This window comes from Catellatospora sp. NPDC049609 (assembly GCF_040675365.1).
Classification (GTDB): Bacteria; Actinomycetota; Actinomycetes; order Mycobacteriales; family Micromonosporaceae; genus Catellatospora.
This window is the reverse complement of the sequence record NZ_JBFAOU010000028.1, coordinates 32,675-49,711: the sequence shown is the minus strand read 5'-3', so window position 1 is coordinate 49,711 and position 17,037 is coordinate 32,675. Positions and strand designations below refer to the sequence as shown.

Here is a 17,037-nt window from a genome sequence, read left to right as displayed (position 1 = left end):
CGTCACTCGGCGTGGTCGGTGCGGGCGCGGCTGGGCTGCACCCGCATCGGCTCGCCGGGCATCTTCGGATAGTCCGGCGGGTACGGCATCTCGCCGAGCTTGCGGTCCCGCTCGTCGCGCTCCCACCACTCCATCAGCGTGCCGAGGTCGTGCGCGACGTCGTCCATGCCGGCGTAGAGGTCGCCGACCTCGGCCAGCCGCGGCGGCACGGTGCGCAGGTCGAAGTCGTCGGGCTCGATCTGCGTCAGCTCGTCCCAGGTGACCGGGGTGCTGACCGTGGCGCGCGGGTTGGCGCGCAGCGAGTACGGCGCGGCGATGGTGCGGTCGCGGGCCATCTGGTTGTAGTCGATGAACACCTGCTCGCCCCGCTCCTCCTTCCACCACGCCGTGGTGATCAGGACCGGGTCGCGGCGCTCCAGCTCGCGGGCGAACGCGATCGCCGCCCGGCGCGCCTCCACGAACGGCCACTCCGGCTTGATCCGGACATAGATGTGGATACCACGCCCGCCGGAGGTCTTCGGGTAGCCGGCCAGCCCGGCATCGGCGAGCACTTCGCGGGCCAGCCCGGCCACCTTCACCGCGTCGGCGAACCCGGTGCCCGGCTGCGGGTCGAGGTCGATGCGCAGCTCGTCGGGGTGCTCGGTGGCGGGGGCGCGCACCGGCCACGGGTGGAACACGACCGTGCTCATCTGCGCCGCCCAGAGCAGGGCCGCCGGTTCCTTCGGGCACAGCTCGTCGGCCTTGCGCCCGCTCGGGAACTTGATCTCCGCGGTGGTGATCCAGTCGGGGACGCCGCGCTGCGGCACCCGCTTCTGGAAGAACATCTCTCCGCCGATGCCGTCCGGGAAGCGCTGCAGCATCGTCGGCCGGTCGCGCATGTACCGCAGCATGGGCTCGGACACGGCCAGGTAGTACTCGAAGAGGTCCTGCTTGGTGAAGCCGCGCTCCGGGAAGAAGACCTTGTCCGGGCTGCTGAGTCTTACGGTGTGGTTACCGACCTCGTACTCGAGGGCCTGCGCCTTGGGCATGGCCCGACGCTACCGCGTACGGTCGAGGCATGGAGCAGAACGTCAGCCAGCTGAGCGAGCAGGAGTGGCGCGTGCGCCTCGACCCGGAGGAGTTCCGGGTGCTCCGCCAGGCGGGCACCGAGGCACCGTGGACCGGCAAGTACGTCAACACCAAGACCTCCGGCACGTACCGCTGCCGGGGCTGCGGCACGGCGCTGTTCGACAGCGCCACGAAGTTCGACAGCCACTGCGGCTGGCCGAGCTTCGACGAGGCGCTGCCGGGCACCATCAGGTACATCGAGGACAGGTCGCTGGGCATGGTGCGCGTGGAGGTGCGCTGCGCCCACTGCGACTCCCACCTCGGGCACCGCTTCGACGGCGAGGGGTTCACGCCGAAGGACGCGCGGTACTGCATCAACAGCGTCTGCCTCGACCTGGAGGAGAAGGCGCAGTAGCGATCCGGAGGGGCGCCCCACGGGCGCCTCTCCGGCTCAGCCGTCGAAGCCGAGCTCGCGGCGTGCGGCGGCGACCCGCTCCTCGAACTCGGCGGGCGTCATCCGGCCCGCCCGCACCAGGCGCGCCCAGTAGCGGACCCGCGGGGTGAGCGCAGGGGCCGGACCGTACCCGGCAATGCCGCTCGCGGCCAGGATCGCGTCGAACTCACGGCGCATCGTCGCATCGTCCATCATCGCGGCTCCGATTCGGACCCGACCGGGAAACCCAGCCGGCGGCGGCCCTCGGCCATCCGCTCGTCGAACTCGTCGCGGCTGATCTCCCCCGCCGCCAGCAGCCGTGACAGCTCGCCGAAGTGCGCGGCGAGCGCGCCCAGCGGGCTCGCCTGGAGCACCTCGTTGAACCTCGTCAGCTCGGTGAAGGTCCGGTCGACCGTGCGTGCGTCGTCCATATCCGGCGTCATGAATCCAAGCTAGACACCGGGTGTGACACTCCGTCCCCGTCGCGGCACCGTACGGCGTCACCGGAGCGTCGGGACCCCGACCGAACCAGGGCTGTCCGTCCGGGAAGGACCGTGCCACCATCATCGGGACTTCGGCGCCCGGGAGGGATCGGCATGGCGGAACAGACCGTGTGGTGGCAGCGGCTCACCTCGCCCGGCGGCTCCCCGCTGCCGCTCAGCGTGCAGGAGCGGCTCGGCTGGTACTCCCGGCAGGTGAACCGCCAGCGCATCGTGAACTACACGCTGGAGGGCACGACCGTCGTGGTCGCCGCGAGCATTCCCGCCGCCGCCGCGCTCGGCGCGGCCACCGCCGTCACCGCGGTGCTCGGTGCGCTGGTCGCGGTGCTGGCCGGGCTGCGGCAGCTGGTGCGGCCCGGCGAGAGCTGGATCCGGGCCAGCGCGACGCTGGTCGCGATGCAGCGCGAGGCCGTGGTGTGGAGCGCGGGCGCGGCACCCTACGACGCCGAGCGCGCCGACACCATCCTCGTCGAGAACGTGGAGAGCCTGGTCGCCGCCGAGACGTCGCAGTGGGCCGAGCAGCGCACGGTGCGCCGCTCCGAACCGGAGCAGCAGCCGGTCAGCTGACGTACCAGTCGAACAGCTCCCAGCCCGGCGGCGTGGCCATGACCAGGACCATCACGCCCGTGGCGATGCTGGTGGCGAGCAGCAGCGCGCGGACCCGCGGCGCGGACCGGACCTCGGGCGACCGCGAGGCCCACCAGGCCAGCACCAGGCAGATCACGCCGACGGGCAGGCCCAGGGCGGTGACCAGGACCGCCGGCCACGACCAGCCGGGCGGCGACTGCTCGGGGAAGTACAGCGCGTCCGTGGTGAGGTAGGCGACGGCGCCGTAGCCGTAGGCCAGCACCAGCAGGAGCTGCACCGAGCTCAGCACACCGGCGAAGGTCCGCCCCGCTGAGGACCGCTGTTCCGTGACGACGTCCGCGCTCATGCGGCACATCATGCCATCGATCATCGATCTCCGCGCGGTGCCGGGGATGGTCGTGGTGATGCCCTGGTCGCGTCCGATTCCCGCCGGTGGAGTGTCGGCGGGCCGTGATGGACTGTGCCCATGACGATCAACAAGTACGACGCGTTCCGGGCGCTGCACCGACCCGGCGATCCGCTGCGGCTGGCCAACGCGTGGGACGTGGCCGGGGCCCGGCTCGTCGAGCAGGCCGGCGGCGCGGCGGTCGCCACGACCAGCGCGGGCGTCGCGTGGAGCCTGGGCGCGAAGGACGGCAACGCGCTCGACCGTGACCGGGCCGTGGACCTGGTCGCCCGGATCGCCGCCGTCGTCGCGGTGCCGGTCACCGCCGACATCGAGGGCGGCTTCGCCGACGACGCGGCGGGGGTGGCCGAGACGGTGCGGCTGGTCGTGGCGGCGGGCGCGGCCGGGATCAACCTGGAGGACGCCGCTGCCGGCGGCCCGGAGCCGCTGCTGCCCGTCGCCGAGGCGGCGCGGCGTATCGCGGCGGCGCGTGCGGCCGCCGGTGCCGGGCTGTTCATCAACGCGCGGGTGGACACGTTCCTGCGCGGCGGCGACTCGGTGTCCGACGCGCTGGCGCGGGCGCGAGCGTACGTGGACGCGGGAGCGGACGGGGTGTTCGTGCCCGGCGTGGCCGACCGGACGATCATCGCCGAGCTGGTCGCGGGCGTCGGGGCACCGCTGAACATCCTGGTCGGGCCGGGATCACCAACCGTCGCCGAGCTGGCGGAGCTGGGGGTCGCGCGGGTCAGCCTCGGGTCGTCGGTCGCGTCGGCCGCGTACGCGGTGGTGCGCCGGGCGACCGAGGAGCTGCTCGCGAAGGGCACCTACGACACCGTCGCCGACGGACTCCCCTACGGCGAGCTCAACGCGCTCCTCTGACCCCGAGGCCGGCCGGGGTTGGCGGCCGAGCCGGGTTCGTGACCTGCGGCCGAGCGCGGGGTTCGCGGCGATGATCGCTGCTTTCGGTCGGAAGGCGCAGTCAGGCTGCTCTTTCTGACCGGAGACAGCGATCTTCCCCGCCCGGCTGGGTCCTAGTCGCGCTGGCCTTCGATTACCTGGGCGAGGGATTCGGGGGTGCGGGCGACGAGGGCGGTGCCGTCGTCGAGGAGGACGATGGGGCGCTGGATCAGCTGGGGGTGTGCGGCCATCGCGGCCACCCAGCGGTCGCGGGACGCCGCATCGCGCGGCCAGTCGGCCAGGCCCAGCTCGGCCGCGACGGGTTCGCCGAGGCGGCACACCTCCCAGGGCTGCGCGCCGAGCCGTGCCAGCACGTGCTCCAGCTCGGCGGCGTCCGGCGGCCGTGTCAGGTAGGGCCGCAACGTCACCGGGACCGCCGCCAGCTCGAACGCCTCCCGGGCGGCCGCGCACTTCGAGCACGAGGGGTTGTTCCACATCTCCACCCCGTTATCCTCACCCACCGGGAAAATCGCGGTGATCCGCGTTCAACCTGGGCCGTGGTCCAGCGGGTACTGCTGCTGAACCACGAGAGCGGGGAGGAACGGGGATGGCCGAGGCAGCGGCGTTCGACGAGTTCGTCATGGCACGATCGCGGCACCTGCTGCGCGTCGCGTTCCTGCTCACCGGCGATCACGCGCTGGCCGAGGATCTGCTGCAGACCGCCCTGGTGAAATGCTGGTCGGTCTGGCGCCGCATCGAGGGCGACCCGGAACCGTACGTCCGCCGGGTGCTGGCCAACACGTTCAACTCCTGGTGGCGGCGGCGCTGGACCGGTGAGCGGCCCACCGGGACGCTGCCCGAGCGGGCCGGGGCCGCCCCGCAAGCGGAGGTCGACGAGCGGGACCGCGTGTGGCGGGCGTTGTCGCGGCTGCCCCGGCAGCAGCGCCTGGTGCTCGTGCTGCGCTACTTCGAGGATCTCAGCGAGGCCGAGATCGCGCGGACGCTCGCCATCTCCGCCGGGTCGGTGAAGACCCACGCGTCCAAGGGGCTGGCGAAGCTGCGGCTGGACCCCAGCCTGCGGGCGCTGCCCCTGCCGGCCGGCGACGACGCGCCCGCGGGCAACGAGCGCCTGGTCGCGGTGCGCGGGCGTATCGCGCGGCGACGGCGGCTGCGGCGCACCGCAACTGCCGTCACGGCTGCCTGCCTGGCCGTGATCGCGCTGATCGCCGCGTACGCCCTGCTGCCGCAGCTGCGCGCGAAGACCATGCCGGAGCCCGCGTTCCCGATCCAGCTTCCGGCCTTCGCACAAAGCAGATCTATACCCGTGGATGCAGACTACTACCGGCTGGGGCCGTCGGCGCAGCACGACTACGCCGCGCGCCTGGACCGGGCACTGGTCTGGACGCCGAGCGAGAAGCAGGAGGCGCTGTTCGTGACCTGTCGCCAACCCGGCCCGGACAATGTCGTGGTGATGGTCCGGGTCAACGGCCGGGAGGCGAGAGCGGGCGCGTGCCTGGGCGAGCCATTCCTCACGGGGAGCTACTGGGGCGTGCTCGACCCGGTGCGGCTGGGACTCGTCGCGGGCGAGCCGGCCGTGGTGAGCCTGGAGCTGCAATCGGATCATTCGCTTCCGGAGGGCACGGTGGCGGTGGCGATCGGCGAGCTGATCACGTTCGAGGAGTTCCCGCTGGTCTTCCCGTCGACGCCGCCTGCGCCGCTGAACCGTGTGCTGCAGTCCGTCGATCCGGCGAAGATCACCTGGATCGACGCCGGCGGCGCGCACCATGCGCGCCTGATCTGGCGCGGGCCGCTGATGGTGCGGGCCCGGTCGCAGTCGCCCGGACGGCTGACGGTCTCCGTCGACGGCGTGCCGATGACCACGCTCGACTTCGGCACCCTGCCGTGGACCGTGGTGGAGGCGGACGGCACCGCAACACCCCCGTGGGAGGCCGCTCCCACCTTCACGTCCCTGCAATCCGGGCGGAACCGCCTCACCGGCGGCAGCTTCGATCCGGTGCCGGGGTCGCTGATCACCATCTCGGTGCAGGCCGAGCGGATGACCGGCGACTGGTTCGTGGCGCTCTACCCGGCGGGACAATGACATCCCGCCGAATACACCGCGACGGGCCACAACCGATGCTGTACCCCAGCGGGTAGCTGTTGCTGACGGCACCGATGGGGAGGCGCACGAGGCATGGCCGGCACGGCGGAGTTCGACGAGTTCGTCATGGCGCGGTCGCGGCACCTGCTGCGCATCGCGTACCTGCTCACCGGCGACCATGCCCTGGCCGAGGATCTGCTGCAGACCGCGCTGGTGAAGTCGTGGTCGGCGTGGCGGCGCATCCACGGCGACCCGGAGCCGTACGTGCGCCAGGTGCTGCTCAACACGTACCGGTCCTGGTGGCGGCGGCGCTGGAACGGCGAGCGCCCCACTGACGTGCTGCCGGAGCAGCCGATGGCGGCCCCGCAGGCCTCCGTCGACGAGCGGGACGAGGTGTGGCGGGCGCTCGGGCGGCTGTCCCGCCAGCAGCGGGTGGTGCTGGTGCTGCGCTACTTCGAGGACCTGACCGAGGCCGAGATCGCGCAGGCGCTGGGCATCTCGCCCGGTTCGGTGAAGAGCTACGCGGCCAAGGGCCTGGCCCGGCTGCGTGTCGATCCCGACCTGCAGGCGCTGCCGCTGCCCGGCGAGGACGTCCCGGCGGGCAACGAGCGCCTGGTCGCGGTGCGCGAGCGGGTCGCGCAGCGCCGCCGCAACCGGCTCGCGTCGGTCGCCGCGGCCTGCGCGGTGGTGCTGGCGGGCATCGCCGGGTACGCCGTGGCGCCCGGCCGGGGGCCCGACGAGTTCGCCGGGGTGCCGGACTTCCTGCAGGGCTACCGGATCGTGGAGCGCGAGTCGGCGCGGTTCGGCGACGAGCAGGGCCGCTTCGAGATGACCCCGTCCACGATGGACCTGGCGTTCTTCCCGGCCTGCACCCATTCGGGCTACGAGCTGCCGCTGGTGGTGACGGTCCGGGTCAACGGGGAGTCGATGGGCACGGCCGAGTGCGACACCCGCGGGCTGTCCTTCGACGCCCGCCTGCAACCGGCCCCGGACACGCTGCGCGACGCCGGGGTCGAGCTGGGCGAGCCGATGACGGTCAGCTTCTCGCTGGACGTCGGCTACGTCTATCCGGGCTCGCAGCCGGAGAACCCGGAGCCGTCGGGTCCGGCCCCGGCGGACGGTCTGATGGCGGTGCTGGTCGGCGAGGGGGTGCCGTTCGGCGAGGTGCCGCTGCCGGAGCGGCCGGACACGCTCGCGCCGCTGTCGCGGCCGGCCGCGGCGCTGACCGGCAGCGTGCTGCTCACCGCGGACGGTCCGCGCACGGCCGTCTACAGCTGGGAGCGTCGGGCGGTGCGGATCATGGCCGCCTCGCAGACGCCCGGCGAGCTGCGGGTGCTGCTCAACGGCGTGCCGGTGGAGGTCAAGACCTGGTGGGACTACGAGCAGCGGGTGTGGCAGTCGCGGTTCGACCCGGCCTCCGACGACGCGAAGCGACGCGGGCTGAGCGCGGCGTACCCGATGCAGCTGACCGTCACGGTCGAGGACGCGCACATGACCGGCGACTGGTGGCTGGCGGTGATGCCGTCCGAGTGACCGGGGTTTCCCGCCACCGTGTCAACCACCGCGCGCTCCCATGCGGTACCTGTTGCTGACGCAGGGCGACGGGGAGGCACACGGCACATGGCCGGCACGGCGGAGTTCGACGAGTACGTCATGGCGCGGTCGCGGCACCTGCTGCGCACCGCTTACCTGCTCACCGGCGACCACGCGCTCGCCGAGGACCTGTTGCAGACGGCGCTGGCCAAGTCGTGGTCGGCTTGGCGGCGGATCAGCGGAGACCCGGAGCCCTACGTGCGGAAGGTGCTACTGAACACGTACAACTCCTGGTGGCGACGCCGCTGGACGGGCGAGCGGCCCACCGACACGCTGCCCGAGCAGGCCGGGCCCGCGCCGCAGGCCGCCGTGGACGACCGCGACCAGGTGTGGCGCGCCCTGTCCCGGCTGCCCCGGCAGCAGCGGATGGTGCTGGTGCTGCGCTACTTCGAGGACCTCAGCGAGGCCGAGATCGCGCAGACGCTGGGCATCTCGGCCGGCTCGGTCAAGGCGCACGCCTCCCGCGCCCTGGCCAGCCTGCGCCTGGACCCGAGCCTGCGGCCGCTGGCGCTGCCCGACGGCGACGACGACGTGCCCGCGGGCAACGAGCGGCTGGCGGCGGTGCGCGGGCGCATCGCCCAGCGCCGCCGCAACCGGCTGGCCTCGCTCGCCGCGGCCTGCGCGGTGCTGCTGGCCGGGATCACCGGGTACGCCGTCGCGCCGTGGCCGCGGGCACCGCAGCCGCCGACGGGGCCGCCGGACCCGCTGGCCGCCATCGGCGAGTACCACGACGGATACCACGTCGTCGGCAGGGGCTCGGCGCCGATGGCGCAGCGGACGGTCCGGCTGGTGTGGACGCCGACGACGCTGGAGGCGGCGCTCTGGCTGGACTGCGGCCACCGCGCACCCGAGGTCGAGGTGGTCGTCGACGTCAGCGTCGACAGCCGCACCTGGTCGCAGCTGACCTGTGCCGGCGACGGTCTGCACGCCCTCGGTTGGCAGCGCTACTCCCCAGCCGACCTCGCCGCGCAGGGACTGTCGGTCGGGAAGCCCGCGACCGTGACCATGACCGTCATCGAGGTCCGGCCCCGGGCCGCCGACGGCGATCCGGAACCGGGCCCGTCCGGTTCCGGCGCGGCGGCCTCTAGCCCGTCGGGCTCCGGCGCGACCGGCGACGGCGCGGCAGGGGCCGGCGGGACGCCCCCGGACGGCTACCTGTCGCTGCTGGTCGGCGAGCGCGCCGCGTTCGACGAGTACCCGCTGCCTCCGCGCCCGGCGGTGCTGAGCCCGCTGAACTGGAGCAGCCCCGATCCGGCGACCGCGACGGCGGTGTGGCTCGGCCAGTCGGGGGCCAAGGAACTGGTCTGGGGCGGGGACACGCTGCGGTTCGTCGGCCGGTCGCAGACGCCCGGCCTGCTGCGGGTCAGCGTGAACGGCGTGCCGGTGGGGGTGCTCTACAGCTGGGACTACGAGCAGCGGCCGGCCGCCTTCGAGCTCGACCTGATGGAGCAGGCGTGGCGCAGCCGCGGCGTCACGCCCGGCTCGCTGGTCACGGTCACGGTGGAGCCGAAGCACGTCACCGGCGACTGGGTGCTGGAGGTGCGCCACCAGGGCGGCTGAGCGCCGCCGCACGGCCGCGCTAGGGTCGGGCCCGTGGATGAGCAGTCGGACTGGCGGGCGCGGCGTGACCATGCGGTGGCGCAGCACGCCGCGGCCGAGCGGCGGCAGCGGGCGGTGGAAACCGAGCGGGCGATGGAGCTGGTGCGCCGGTTCGCCGCCGAGGCGGGCGCGCGCGGCCTGCGCACCGTTGCGCTCACCGCGTTCGCCTACGACGGCGGCGGGCGCTACCGCACCGGCCTGCGCGGCTGGTACGTGCACCGCAACCGCACCCTGGCGGTCACCCCCGACGGCACGTACTACGTGCTGGGCGTGCCGTCGTCGCTGCGGGCGCGGCTACTCGGCGCGCAGGTGCCGCCGGCCGACCCGCCGCTGATCGTCGGCCGGGGCGCCCGCGACGGCGAGTCGATGCCGCTGGAGACGCTGCTGCGGCTGCGCCTGGACGCCGGCGACGACTGGCCCTGACCGTTTCCGGGGCGGCGCTCGGGTGGAGCACCGCGGCGGTTGGCACTACGCTCTCGCGAATGACTGACGCGCGCGCCCAGGGCCTGATGTTCGGTGAGATCGCCGAGGAGTTCGACCGCATCCGGCCCGGCTACCCGGAGGGGCTCGTCGACGACGTGCTTGCGTACACCGGGATCGGGGTGCAGGCGCTGGAGGTCGGCGCGGGCACGGGCAAGGCGACCACCGCCTTCGCCGCGCGCGGGCTGCAGATCACCGCGGTCGAGCCGGACCCGAAGATGGCGGCGCTGCTGACCGAGCGCCTGGCCGGGCAGTCCTCGGTGCGCGTGGTGGTGGCGCTGTGGGAGCAGTACACCCCCGACCTCGCGTTCGACCTGCTCTTCTGCGCGCAGGCGTGGCAGTGGACGGACGGCTCGCAGCGCTGGGCGCGGGCCGCCGCGGCGCTCGCCCCGGGCGGCACCATCGCGCTGTTCTGGAACTTCGACCGCATCGCCGACGACGCGCTGCGTGCGCTGGTCCGCGAGGTGCACGCCGGGTACGCGCCGCACGCCATGATCGACGAGGAGCCGGCCGACGGCACCGACCTGTCGCAGTACTGGCCCGGCCCGGACCTCGCGGCGCTGCCTGAGTTCGGCGAGCTGACCGAGCGCCTCTACACCTGGGAGCGCACGCTGTCGGCCGACGACTACGTCTCGTACCTGTCGACCCAGCCGACGTACCGGATCCTGCCGGAGGCGACCCGGGAGGCGCTGTTCACCGCGCTGCTGCAGCGGCTGCCGGAGAAGGTGACCCTGGCCGTGGAGACGCTGCTCTACCTGGGCCGGCGCACCGCCTGACGGCTCACTCCACCCGGCGCCGCATCGAGTAGGTGACGGCGTGCAGCCGGTACGGCTCGGTGTGCAGGAACACCGCGCCCCGGTCGTACGCCTGCCAGCCCGACTCGCCGGCCCGGTTGAGGTGGCGCAGGTCGTCGAAGCGCTCGTCGGTGCCCCAGCGCTCGGCGCCGTCGGGGCTGTGGAACACCGCGTCCCAGTCCATGAAGCGGTCGGCGCCGAGGGTGCCGGCCGATCGGTACTCGAGTCGTGCGTACTCCCAGCGCGTCATGCGGTCATTGTGCCGCAACGGCGAAGACGCTGTCCAAACGCGACCACGCGGTGTCGTCGATCCTGTGCACCGGGTGACGCGCCGCCGGCCGGAGACGGGTTCGCCCCCGGCCTGGTGTGGCCGGGGGCGAAAGATGGAACGGGTCAGCGCCTGCGCCGTCCCCGGCCGGAGCCCGAGCCCCGAGCCGCGCGCACCGGCTCGGCGCGCGCCGGGGCCGGGGCCGGCAGGGTGGCCGGGGTGCCGCTCGGCGTACGCGCGCCGGTGATCCGGGCCAGCTCGGCGTCCTCCGGACGCACGGTCGTCGACTGGGCGCGCACGCCCGCCGCCGCGACCAGCCGTGCGGTCTCCCGCCGCTCCTCGGCCAGGACCAGCGTCACCACCGTCCCGGCACGACCGGCCCGGGCGGTGCGGCCGCCGCGGTGCAGGTAGTCCTTGGCGTCGTTCGGCGGGTCCACGTTGACCACCAGGTCGAGGTCGTCGATGTGGATGCCGCGCGCGGCGACGTCGGTGGCGATCAGCGCGTTGACCGCGCCGGACTTGAACTGATCCAGGATCCGGGTGCGCTGCGGCTGCGACTTGCCGCCGTGCAGCGCGGCCGCGGTGACGCCCGCGGCCAGCAGCCGCCGGGCGACCCGGTCGGCCCGGTGCTTGGTCTTGACGAACATGATGACCCGGCCGTCCCGCGCGCCGATCCACGCGGTGGTGGCGTCCTTGTCACCCGACTCGACGTGCAGCAGGTGGTGCTCCATCGCGACGACCGAGCCCGCGGGCGGGTCGACCGAGTGCCGGACGGGGTTGCTCAGGAAGCGGCGGACCAGGCGGTCGACGTCGCCGTCGAGGGTCGCCGAGAACAGCATCCGCTGCCCGCTCGGGGCGGTGGCCTGCAGCAGCGAGCTGACCTGCGGCAGGAAGCCCATGTCGGCCATCTGGTCGGCCTCGTCGAGCACCGTGATGGTGACCTCGTCGAGCAGGCAGTCGCCACGCTCCACCAGGTCGTTGAGCCGACCGGGGGTGGCGATGACGATCTCGGCCCCGGACCGCAGGCGCTCGGCCTGCCGGCCCAGCGACATGCCACCGACGACGATGACGGTGCGCAGGTGCAGCGCGTTGGCGTACGGCGTGAGCGCGTCCGCGACCTGCGCGGCGAGCTCGCGGGTCGGCACCAGCACCATGCCCAGCGGGCGGCGCGGGCGGGCCCGCAGCCCGGCCAGGCGGGTCAGCAGCGGCAGCCCGAAGGCGAGCGTCTTGCCCGAGCCCGTGCGGGCGCGGCCCAGCACGTCGCGGCCGGAGATCGCGTCCGGGATGGTGGCCGCCTGGATCGGCGACGGCGTGGTCAGGCCCTGCCGGGCGAGGACGGCCCCGAGGGCCGGGTGCAGCGGCAGCTCGGCGAAGTCCGCCGCCGGAGCGGTCACGGGCGTCGCGGGAGCCGTGGCTGCCGGTGCGGAGATGGTCGCGGTGGCCGAGGCCTGGGCGACGGGGTGGGCGGGCGCCGAGCGGCGCCGCCGGCGTGAACGGCGGACCGGTTCACGGGTGGGGGTGGTCAATAGGAGCCTTCCGTTGTCGGCACGCCGCAAGCAAGGCTCCGAGCCCGGCGGACCGGACGGAGTTGACAGGAACGGACCGGATGGACGGGCCGGGTCCGGCGACCGCCGTGCGGCGGTGCGGACCCGGTCCGCTGAGGGTTCCCGCAGTGGCTGCGGGAGGTGGATCAGACGGGGCGGACGGCCTCGGCCTGGGGGCCCTTGGCGCCCTGCACGATGTCGAACTCGACCCGCTCGTTCTCGTGCAGCTCGCGGAAGCCGTTCACCTGGATGGCGGAGTGGTGCACGAAAACGTCGGCGCCGCCGCCGTCGACATTGATGAAACCGAAGCCCTTTTCGGCGTTGAACCATTTCACGGTACCGGTGGCCACGTGATGCTCCTTGATGAAAATGGGGGCCACGCCTGCTGCGAGGCCCACAGTGGGGCCGTCTCGAGCAGCGGTATACCTTCGGCGCTCCGAGCGGAGCCGGTACCGGCGTCAGGCCGGTGAGGAAAGAACAACCACAGACAAGAAACTGCTTCCCCCACCCTACACCGCCCCGGCCCGGCGTGGGTGCCCACCGCGCCCCCGGCAGTGTGTGCTGGCTAACCCAGCTCCATGCCGACCAGGAGGAATACGGACAAGCCGACGGCCAGGCCGATGCCCATGGCCAGCGGCAGCCCGGCCCCGAAGAACGTCGCGGTGAAGGCGGCCAGCCCGCCGGGGAGCGCGAAGAACGCCACCGCCTGCAGGGGCTTGCGGCGGGCGTAGGACAGCGCGGCCTTCGCGACGAACCGCAGCACGATGGCGGCGAAGGCCAGCAGGGCCGCGGCGGCCAGCCCGAGCACGACCCAGAGCACGACCTCACCGGACGACATGCAGCCGAAGGTAGCCGCGATCGGGCCGCCGGGCCAGCGGCGGCCGCGCCTATTTCAGGACACGGAACCGCATGTGCGTGACCTGGGCGGACTCCCGGACGTCGAGGCGCTCCAGTTCGATGTGGTCGGGCCCGAGGTGCTCGAACAGCCGCCGGCCCGCACCCAGCAGCACCGGTGCGATCTGGAGGTGGATCTCGTCGAGCAGGCCGGCGCGCAGCGCCTGCTGCACCACGTCGGCCCCCATCACCGTCACGGCCCGGTCCCCGGCCGCCGCGCGGGCCACGCGCACGGCATCGGACAGTCCGGTGTGCACGAAGGTGAAGGTCCCGCTCTTCTCCACCCGGTCCGGCGCGGGCCGGTGGGTGAGCACGAAGCAGGGCGCCGGGTACGGCGTGTCGCCCCACTGCCCGATGCCGACGTCGAAGGTGCGCCGGCCCAGCAGCACCGACCCGGTCAGCGCGAACTGCCGCCGCACCGCCGCGGCGTCCACATCGTCGGACTGGTCGAAGATCCACCTGTGCAGCCGCTCGCCGCCGGCGCCCATGGGCTGCTCGACGCCGATGTCCGGCCCGGCCATGAACCCGTCCAGCGACATCGTCACGTGCGCGAAGACCTGTGCCATCCGCTGCCCCCGGGGAGATCGACCGTCGCCTGCCGAACCCATACTCCCACGAACCGCCGACACAACCCCGGAGCCAAGATCGGGTCCGGGTCGGACGCCGGGCGGGGGCGCCGGGTCAGCGGCGGCAGATCGTGTGCGCGCTGCCCTCGACCGCGCGGGTGCGGCCGTCGGGCGACTGCACGTAGTACGTGCTGCCCTCGACCCAGTGCCGCTGGCCCGGGCGGACCATGACGGTCTCGGACAGCTCGATGGCGTAGTCCCCGACGGTGAGCATGCTGACCAGCATCAGCCGGTCCGCGATGACGGGCTCGGTGGTGGGCACGAAAGACTCCGGGGGGTGAGGGGACGCTCACGCTATCGCGACCCGTGCCCCCGGGGGAAGGGGTTCGATCGATACGTGGCAGACGCCATCGGGCCGGCACGGCGTGTCGATCCGGGCGGGGCCTGTTCGTATAGAGGGTGAGCAGCGGGCGCCGCCCGCCGCCGAGCCCGGAGGAGACCGGCATGAAGCAGTACCTGCTGAGCATCTACCAGCCCGACGGCGGCCCGCCGCCGCCGGAGGTCCTCGACCCCGTGCTGCGCGCGCTGGCCGAGCTGAACGCCGAGCTCGACGCGGCCGGCGCCCTGGTGCGCACCGACGCCCTGCTCCCGCCGGAGACCGCCACCGTGGTGCGGGTCCGCGACGGCGAGGTGCTGCTCACCGACGGCCCGTACGCGGAGGGCAAGGAGCACGTCGGCGGCTTCTGGATCATCAGGGCGCTGGACCTGGACGCGGCGCTGTTCTGGGCGGGCAAGGCGGCCCGGGCGACCACCCTGCCGATCGAGGTGCGCCCGCTGCACACCGGAGACGGCTGAGTGGAGCTCGAACGCGTCTACCGCGCGGAGTACGGCCGCGCGGTCGCGGTGCTGGTGCGCGCCTTCGGCGACATCGACCTGGCCGAGGAGGCGGTCCAGGACGCGTTCGCCGAGGCGGCCCGGCGCTGGCCGGGCGACGGCATGCCGCCGAGCCCGGCCGGCTGGATCATCACGACCGCCCGCAACCGGGCGGTGGACCGGCTGCGCCGCGAGGCGTCCCGCGACGACCGGCACGCCCAGGCCGCGCTGCTGCACGCCCCTGACGAGCCCGGCGAGGAGGGGCCCGTGCCCGACGACCGGCTGCGGCTGATCTTCACCTGCTGCCATCCGGCGCTGGCCCGCGGCGCGCAGGTCGCGCTGACCCTGCGGCTGCTCGGCGGGCTCGGCACCGCCGAGATCGCGCACGCGTTCCTGGTGCCGGAGGCCACCATGGCGCAGCGCCTGGTCCGCGCCAAGAACAAGATCCGGGGCGCGGGCATCCCGTACCGCGTGCCGCGCGACGCCGACCTGCCGGCGCGGCTGCGGCCGGTGCTGGCCGTGCTCTACCTGATCTTCAATGAGGGGTACGCCGCCAGCACCGGCCCCACGCTCGTCCGCGCCGACCTGTGCGCCGAGGCAGTGCGCCTGGGCCGGCTGCTCGTCGAGCTGATGCCGGCCGAGCCGGAGCCGCTCGGCCTGCTCGCGCTGATGCTGTTCGCGCGGGCCAGGCAGCCCGCGCGCAGCACCGCCGCCGGGGCGCTCGTGCCGCTGCCGGAGCAGGACCGCACCCGCTGGGACCGCGAGCTGATCCTCGACGGCCTGGCCCTGGTCCGCCAGGGGCTGCGCCGGGGCGGCGCCGGCCCGTACCTGCTCCAGGCCGCGATCGGCGCGCAGCACGCCGCCGCCCCTTCCGCGGCCGCCACGGACTGGCGGCGGATCCTCGCGCTCTACGACCGGCTGCTGGCGCTGGAGCCCAGCCCCGTCGTGGCGATGCACCGCGCCGTGGCGGTGGCCGAGGTGGACGGGCCGGAGCAGGCGCTCGCCCTGCTCGACATGCTCGGCCCGGCGCACGCCGCCCGACCCGGCGACGGACACTCGGCGTTCGTGCTGGACCGCCACCACATCTACCACGCGGTCCGCGCCGACCTGCTGCACCGGCTCGGCCGCGACGCCGAGGCCGCGCGGGCCTACGACGCCGCCATCGCCGCGACCGGCAACACCGCCGAACGCGACTTCCTGCTCGACCGCCGCCGCGCCCTCCCCCGCTGACCCGCCCTCACCCGGCGCGGACGCGCAGCGAGGCGTAGGTCGGCACCAGGACCCGGCGGGCCGGTCGCCGGGAGACGACCCGCCACGGGCGGCCGTCGGCGGTCAGCGTCTCCAGCAGGCGGGAGAGCTGGATCCGGGCGACCGCCGCGCCCAGGCACAGGTGGCGGCCCGCACCGAACCACAGCTGCCGGGTCTCCGGCACGTACGCGCGGGTCACGTCGAACGGGCCCGCCGCGTTGTCGGCGACGTAGGTCAGCATCATCACCCGGCCGTCGCGGCGCAGCAGCCGGCCGCCGACCTCCGCGTCGGCCGCGATGTGCCGCCCGATCACGGGGGCCGGAGTGGTCACCCGCAGGCCCTCGCGCACCGCACCCGGCATGAGCGACGGGTCGGCGAGCAGCAGGTGCTGCTGGCCGGTGTCGTGCAGCAGCGCCACGGTGCGGGTCAGCGACGACGCGCCGGTCTCGGTGCCCGCGATCGCCAGCAGCGTGGCCAGCCCGCCCGCCAGCTCCTCGCCGAGGCCGACGCCCCGGCAGCGGCCCAGGATGGTGTCCGGCCCGCCGGTGCGGTACGCCTGCGCCACCCCGCCGGTGATCTCGGTGACCAGCCCGCGCGCCCGCTCGATCACCTCGGGCGCGAGCGCCGTCGAGGTCTGCGTGCCCAGCGCCAGCGCCGCCAGCCGCTCGGCGGAGTCGAACAGCGCCCGGGCCGCGGCGTCGTCGGGCAGGTCGATGCCGAGCAGGTCGGCGACGGTGTACGCCGACGTGGTCCGGACCAGCTCGGCCAGGTCGACCGTCTCCCCCGCGGCCAGCCGCGCGCGCAGCCGGGCGTGGTGCGGGCCCTGCGCCCGGTCCACCAGCGCCCGCGCGCTGTCCTCGGTGAACAGGTCGCGGCCGAGCGTACGCAGCTCGGCGTGCCGGGAGCCGCCGAAGAACGCGGCCATCTCCGGCCCGAACAGCTGCCCCCACAGGTCACCGACGCCGCCCTCGCCGACCATGCTGAAGTGCCGCGAGTCGTTCAGGATGCGCCGCGACAGCACCGGGTCGGTCACCACCCAGCCGATCTTGGGTAGCCGCCGGATCGGGCCGACCACCCGCCCGATCGTGAGCAGCGCGAACAGGGCCGGGTTGCCCGCCCGCAGTAGCCTCGCCTCGTGCCTGCGTGCCGCGCGGAGACCTCGTGCCGGGCGGGGAGGCGCCGCCGGATTGCGAGCGGAATTCACCCCCGCACGGTAACGGGTGCGCG

General features: G+C 74.1%; 22 protein-coding genes. 10 read left to right on the top strand and 12 right to left on the bottom strand.

Annotation, left to right across the window (positions count from 1 at the left end):
* Positions 1 to 2: 2 nt before the first annotated feature.
* Positions 3 to 1,028: a non-homologous end-joining DNA ligase gene (gene ligD, locus AB0J67_RS11370; RefSeq protein WP_363479751.1), complete on the bottom strand. Its 1,026-nt coding sequence runs from the start codon at positions 1,026 to 1,028 to the stop codon at positions 3 to 5.
* 29 nt (positions 1,029 to 1,057) lie between these two features.
* On the opposite strand from ligD, the gene msrB reads away from it, so the two are divergent.
* Positions 1,058 to 1,462, top strand: a complete 405-nt coding sequence (msrB, locus tag AB0J67_RS11365) for a peptide-methionine (R)-S-oxide reductase MsrB (protein ID WP_363479748.1) — start codon at positions 1,058 to 1,060, stop codon at positions 1,460 to 1,462.
* A 36-nt stretch (positions 1,463 to 1,498) separates the two neighbouring features.
* On the opposite strand, the gene AB0J67_RS11360 is transcribed toward msrB, so the two are convergent.
* Both AB0J67_RS11360 and AB0J67_RS11355 read right to left on the bottom strand, forming a co-directional pair.
* Positions 1,499 to 1,678, bottom strand: coding sequence for a hypothetical protein (locus AB0J67_RS11360; RefSeq protein WP_363479745.1), 180 nt, complete (start codon positions 1,676 to 1,678; stop codon positions 1,499 to 1,501).
* A 14-nt stretch (positions 1,679 to 1,692) separates the two neighbouring features.
* Positions 1,693 to 1,911: a hypothetical protein gene (locus AB0J67_RS11355; RefSeq protein WP_363479742.1), complete on the bottom strand. Its 219-nt coding sequence runs from the start codon at positions 1,909 to 1,911 to the stop codon at positions 1,693 to 1,695.
* Positions 1,912 to 2,076: 165 nt separating this feature from the next.
* On the opposite strand from AB0J67_RS11355, the gene AB0J67_RS11350 reads away from it, so the two are divergent.
* Complete coding sequence (locus AB0J67_RS11350) at positions 2,077 to 2,547, top strand: DUF4231 domain-containing protein (protein ID WP_363479739.1); 471 nt, start codon at positions 2,077 to 2,079, stop codon at positions 2,545 to 2,547.
* On the opposite strand, the gene AB0J67_RS11345 is transcribed toward AB0J67_RS11350, so the two are convergent.
* Entirely contained in the window at positions 2,540 to 2,914 is a 375-nt protein-coding gene (locus AB0J67_RS11345) for a hypothetical protein (protein WP_363479736.1), read from the bottom strand. The two genes, AB0J67_RS11350 and AB0J67_RS11345, sit on opposite strands and share 8 nt — an antisense overlap.
* 120 nt (positions 2,915 to 3,034) lie before the next feature.
* Here AB0J67_RS11345 and AB0J67_RS11340 point away from each other — a divergent pair, with 120 nt between their 5' ends.
* Complete coding sequence (locus tag AB0J67_RS11340) at positions 3,035 to 3,832, top strand: isocitrate lyase/phosphoenolpyruvate mutase family protein (RefSeq protein WP_363479733.1); 798 nt, start codon at positions 3,035 to 3,037, stop codon at positions 3,830 to 3,832.
* Positions 3,833 to 3,984: 152 nt separating this feature from the next.
* Here the strand turns inward: AB0J67_RS11340 and AB0J67_RS11335 are convergent, their stop codons facing one another.
* The gene (locus AB0J67_RS11335; protein WP_363479730.1) at positions 3,985 to 4,371 is read right to left on the bottom strand and encodes an ArsC/Spx/MgsR family protein; all 387 of its coding nucleotides are present in this window, start codon (positions 4,369 to 4,371) and stop codon (positions 3,985 to 3,987) included.
* Between the two features lie 86 nt (positions 4,372 to 4,457).
* Between AB0J67_RS11335 and AB0J67_RS11330 the strand changes: the two genes are divergently transcribed.
* From AB0J67_RS11330 to AB0J67_RS11310, 5 genes are all read left to right on the top strand, one after another.
* The gene (locus AB0J67_RS11330; protein ID WP_363479727.1) at positions 4,458 to 5,951 is read left to right on the top strand and encodes a SigE family RNA polymerase sigma factor; all 1,494 of its coding nucleotides are present in this window, start codon (positions 4,458 to 4,460) and stop codon (positions 5,949 to 5,951) included.
* Between the two features lie 93 nt (positions 5,952 to 6,044).
* A complete protein-coding gene (locus AB0J67_RS11325) occupies positions 6,045 to 7,484 on the top strand; it encodes a SigE family RNA polymerase sigma factor (RefSeq protein ID WP_363479724.1) in 1,440 nt (479 codons plus the stop codon).
* An 87-nt stretch (positions 7,485 to 7,571) separates the two neighbouring features.
* A complete protein-coding gene (locus AB0J67_RS11320) occupies positions 7,572 to 9,104 on the top strand; it encodes a SigE family RNA polymerase sigma factor (protein WP_363479721.1) in 1,533 nt (510 codons plus the stop codon).
* Positions 9,105 to 9,137: 33 nt separating this feature from the next.
* A complete protein-coding gene (locus tag AB0J67_RS11315) occupies positions 9,138 to 9,566 on the top strand; it encodes a hypothetical protein (protein ID WP_363479718.1) in 429 nt (142 codons plus the stop codon).
* Positions 9,567 to 9,625: 59 nt separating this feature from the next.
* Positions 9,626 to 10,399: a class I SAM-dependent methyltransferase gene (locus tag AB0J67_RS11310; protein WP_363479715.1), complete on the top strand. Its 774-nt coding sequence runs from the start codon at positions 9,626 to 9,628 to the stop codon at positions 10,397 to 10,399.
* Between the two features lie 4 nt (positions 10,400 to 10,403).
* Here the strand turns inward: AB0J67_RS11310 and AB0J67_RS11305 are convergent, their stop codons facing one another.
* The 6 genes from AB0J67_RS11305 to AB0J67_RS11280 form a co-directional block, all read right to left on the bottom strand.
* On the bottom strand, positions 10,404 to 10,667 hold the full coding sequence (locus AB0J67_RS11305) for a hypothetical protein (protein ID WP_363479712.1): 264 nt from the start codon (positions 10,665 to 10,667) through the stop codon (positions 10,404 to 10,406).
* 143 nt (positions 10,668 to 10,810) lie between these two features.
* Entirely contained in the window at positions 10,811 to 12,079 is a 1,269-nt protein-coding gene (locus tag AB0J67_RS11300; protein ID WP_363479709.1) for a DEAD/DEAH box helicase, read from the bottom strand.
* A 296-nt stretch (positions 12,080 to 12,375) separates the two neighbouring features.
* Positions 12,376 to 12,579 (bottom strand): cold-shock protein, encoded by a 204-nt coding sequence (locus AB0J67_RS11295; protein WP_363479706.1) that lies wholly within the window; start codon positions 12,577 to 12,579, stop codon positions 12,376 to 12,378.
* 215 nt (positions 12,580 to 12,794) lie between these two features.
* Entirely contained in the window at positions 12,795 to 13,067 is a 273-nt protein-coding gene (locus tag AB0J67_RS11290; RefSeq protein ID WP_363479703.1) for a hypothetical protein, read from the bottom strand.
* A 49-nt stretch (positions 13,068 to 13,116) separates the two neighbouring features.
* Positions 13,117 to 13,689, bottom strand: coding sequence for a dihydrofolate reductase family protein (locus AB0J67_RS11285; protein WP_363479700.1), 573 nt, complete (start codon positions 13,687 to 13,689; stop codon positions 13,117 to 13,119).
* Between the two features lie 115 nt (positions 13,690 to 13,804).
* Complete coding sequence (locus AB0J67_RS11280) at positions 13,805 to 14,011, bottom strand: hypothetical protein (protein WP_363479697.1); 207 nt, start codon at positions 14,009 to 14,011, stop codon at positions 13,805 to 13,807.
* A 182-nt stretch (positions 14,012 to 14,193) separates the two neighbouring features.
* Between AB0J67_RS11280 and AB0J67_RS11275 the strand changes: the two genes are divergently transcribed.
* Both AB0J67_RS11275 and AB0J67_RS11270 read left to right on the top strand, forming a co-directional pair.
* Positions 14,194 to 14,544, top strand: coding sequence for a YciI family protein (locus AB0J67_RS11275; RefSeq protein ID WP_363479694.1), 351 nt, complete (start codon positions 14,194 to 14,196; stop codon positions 14,542 to 14,544).
* On the top strand, positions 14,545 to 15,792 hold the full coding sequence (locus tag AB0J67_RS11270; protein ID WP_363479691.1) for a DUF6596 domain-containing protein: 1,248 nt from the start codon (positions 14,545 to 14,547) through the stop codon (positions 15,790 to 15,792).
* A 7-nt stretch (positions 15,793 to 15,799) separates the two neighbouring features.
* On the opposite strand, the gene AB0J67_RS11265 is transcribed toward AB0J67_RS11270, so the two are convergent.
* Positions 15,800 to 17,014, bottom strand: coding sequence for a cytochrome P450 (locus AB0J67_RS11265; RefSeq protein WP_363479688.1), 1,215 nt, complete (start codon positions 17,012 to 17,014; stop codon positions 15,800 to 15,802).
* Positions 17,015 to 17,037: the final 23 nt, after the last annotated feature.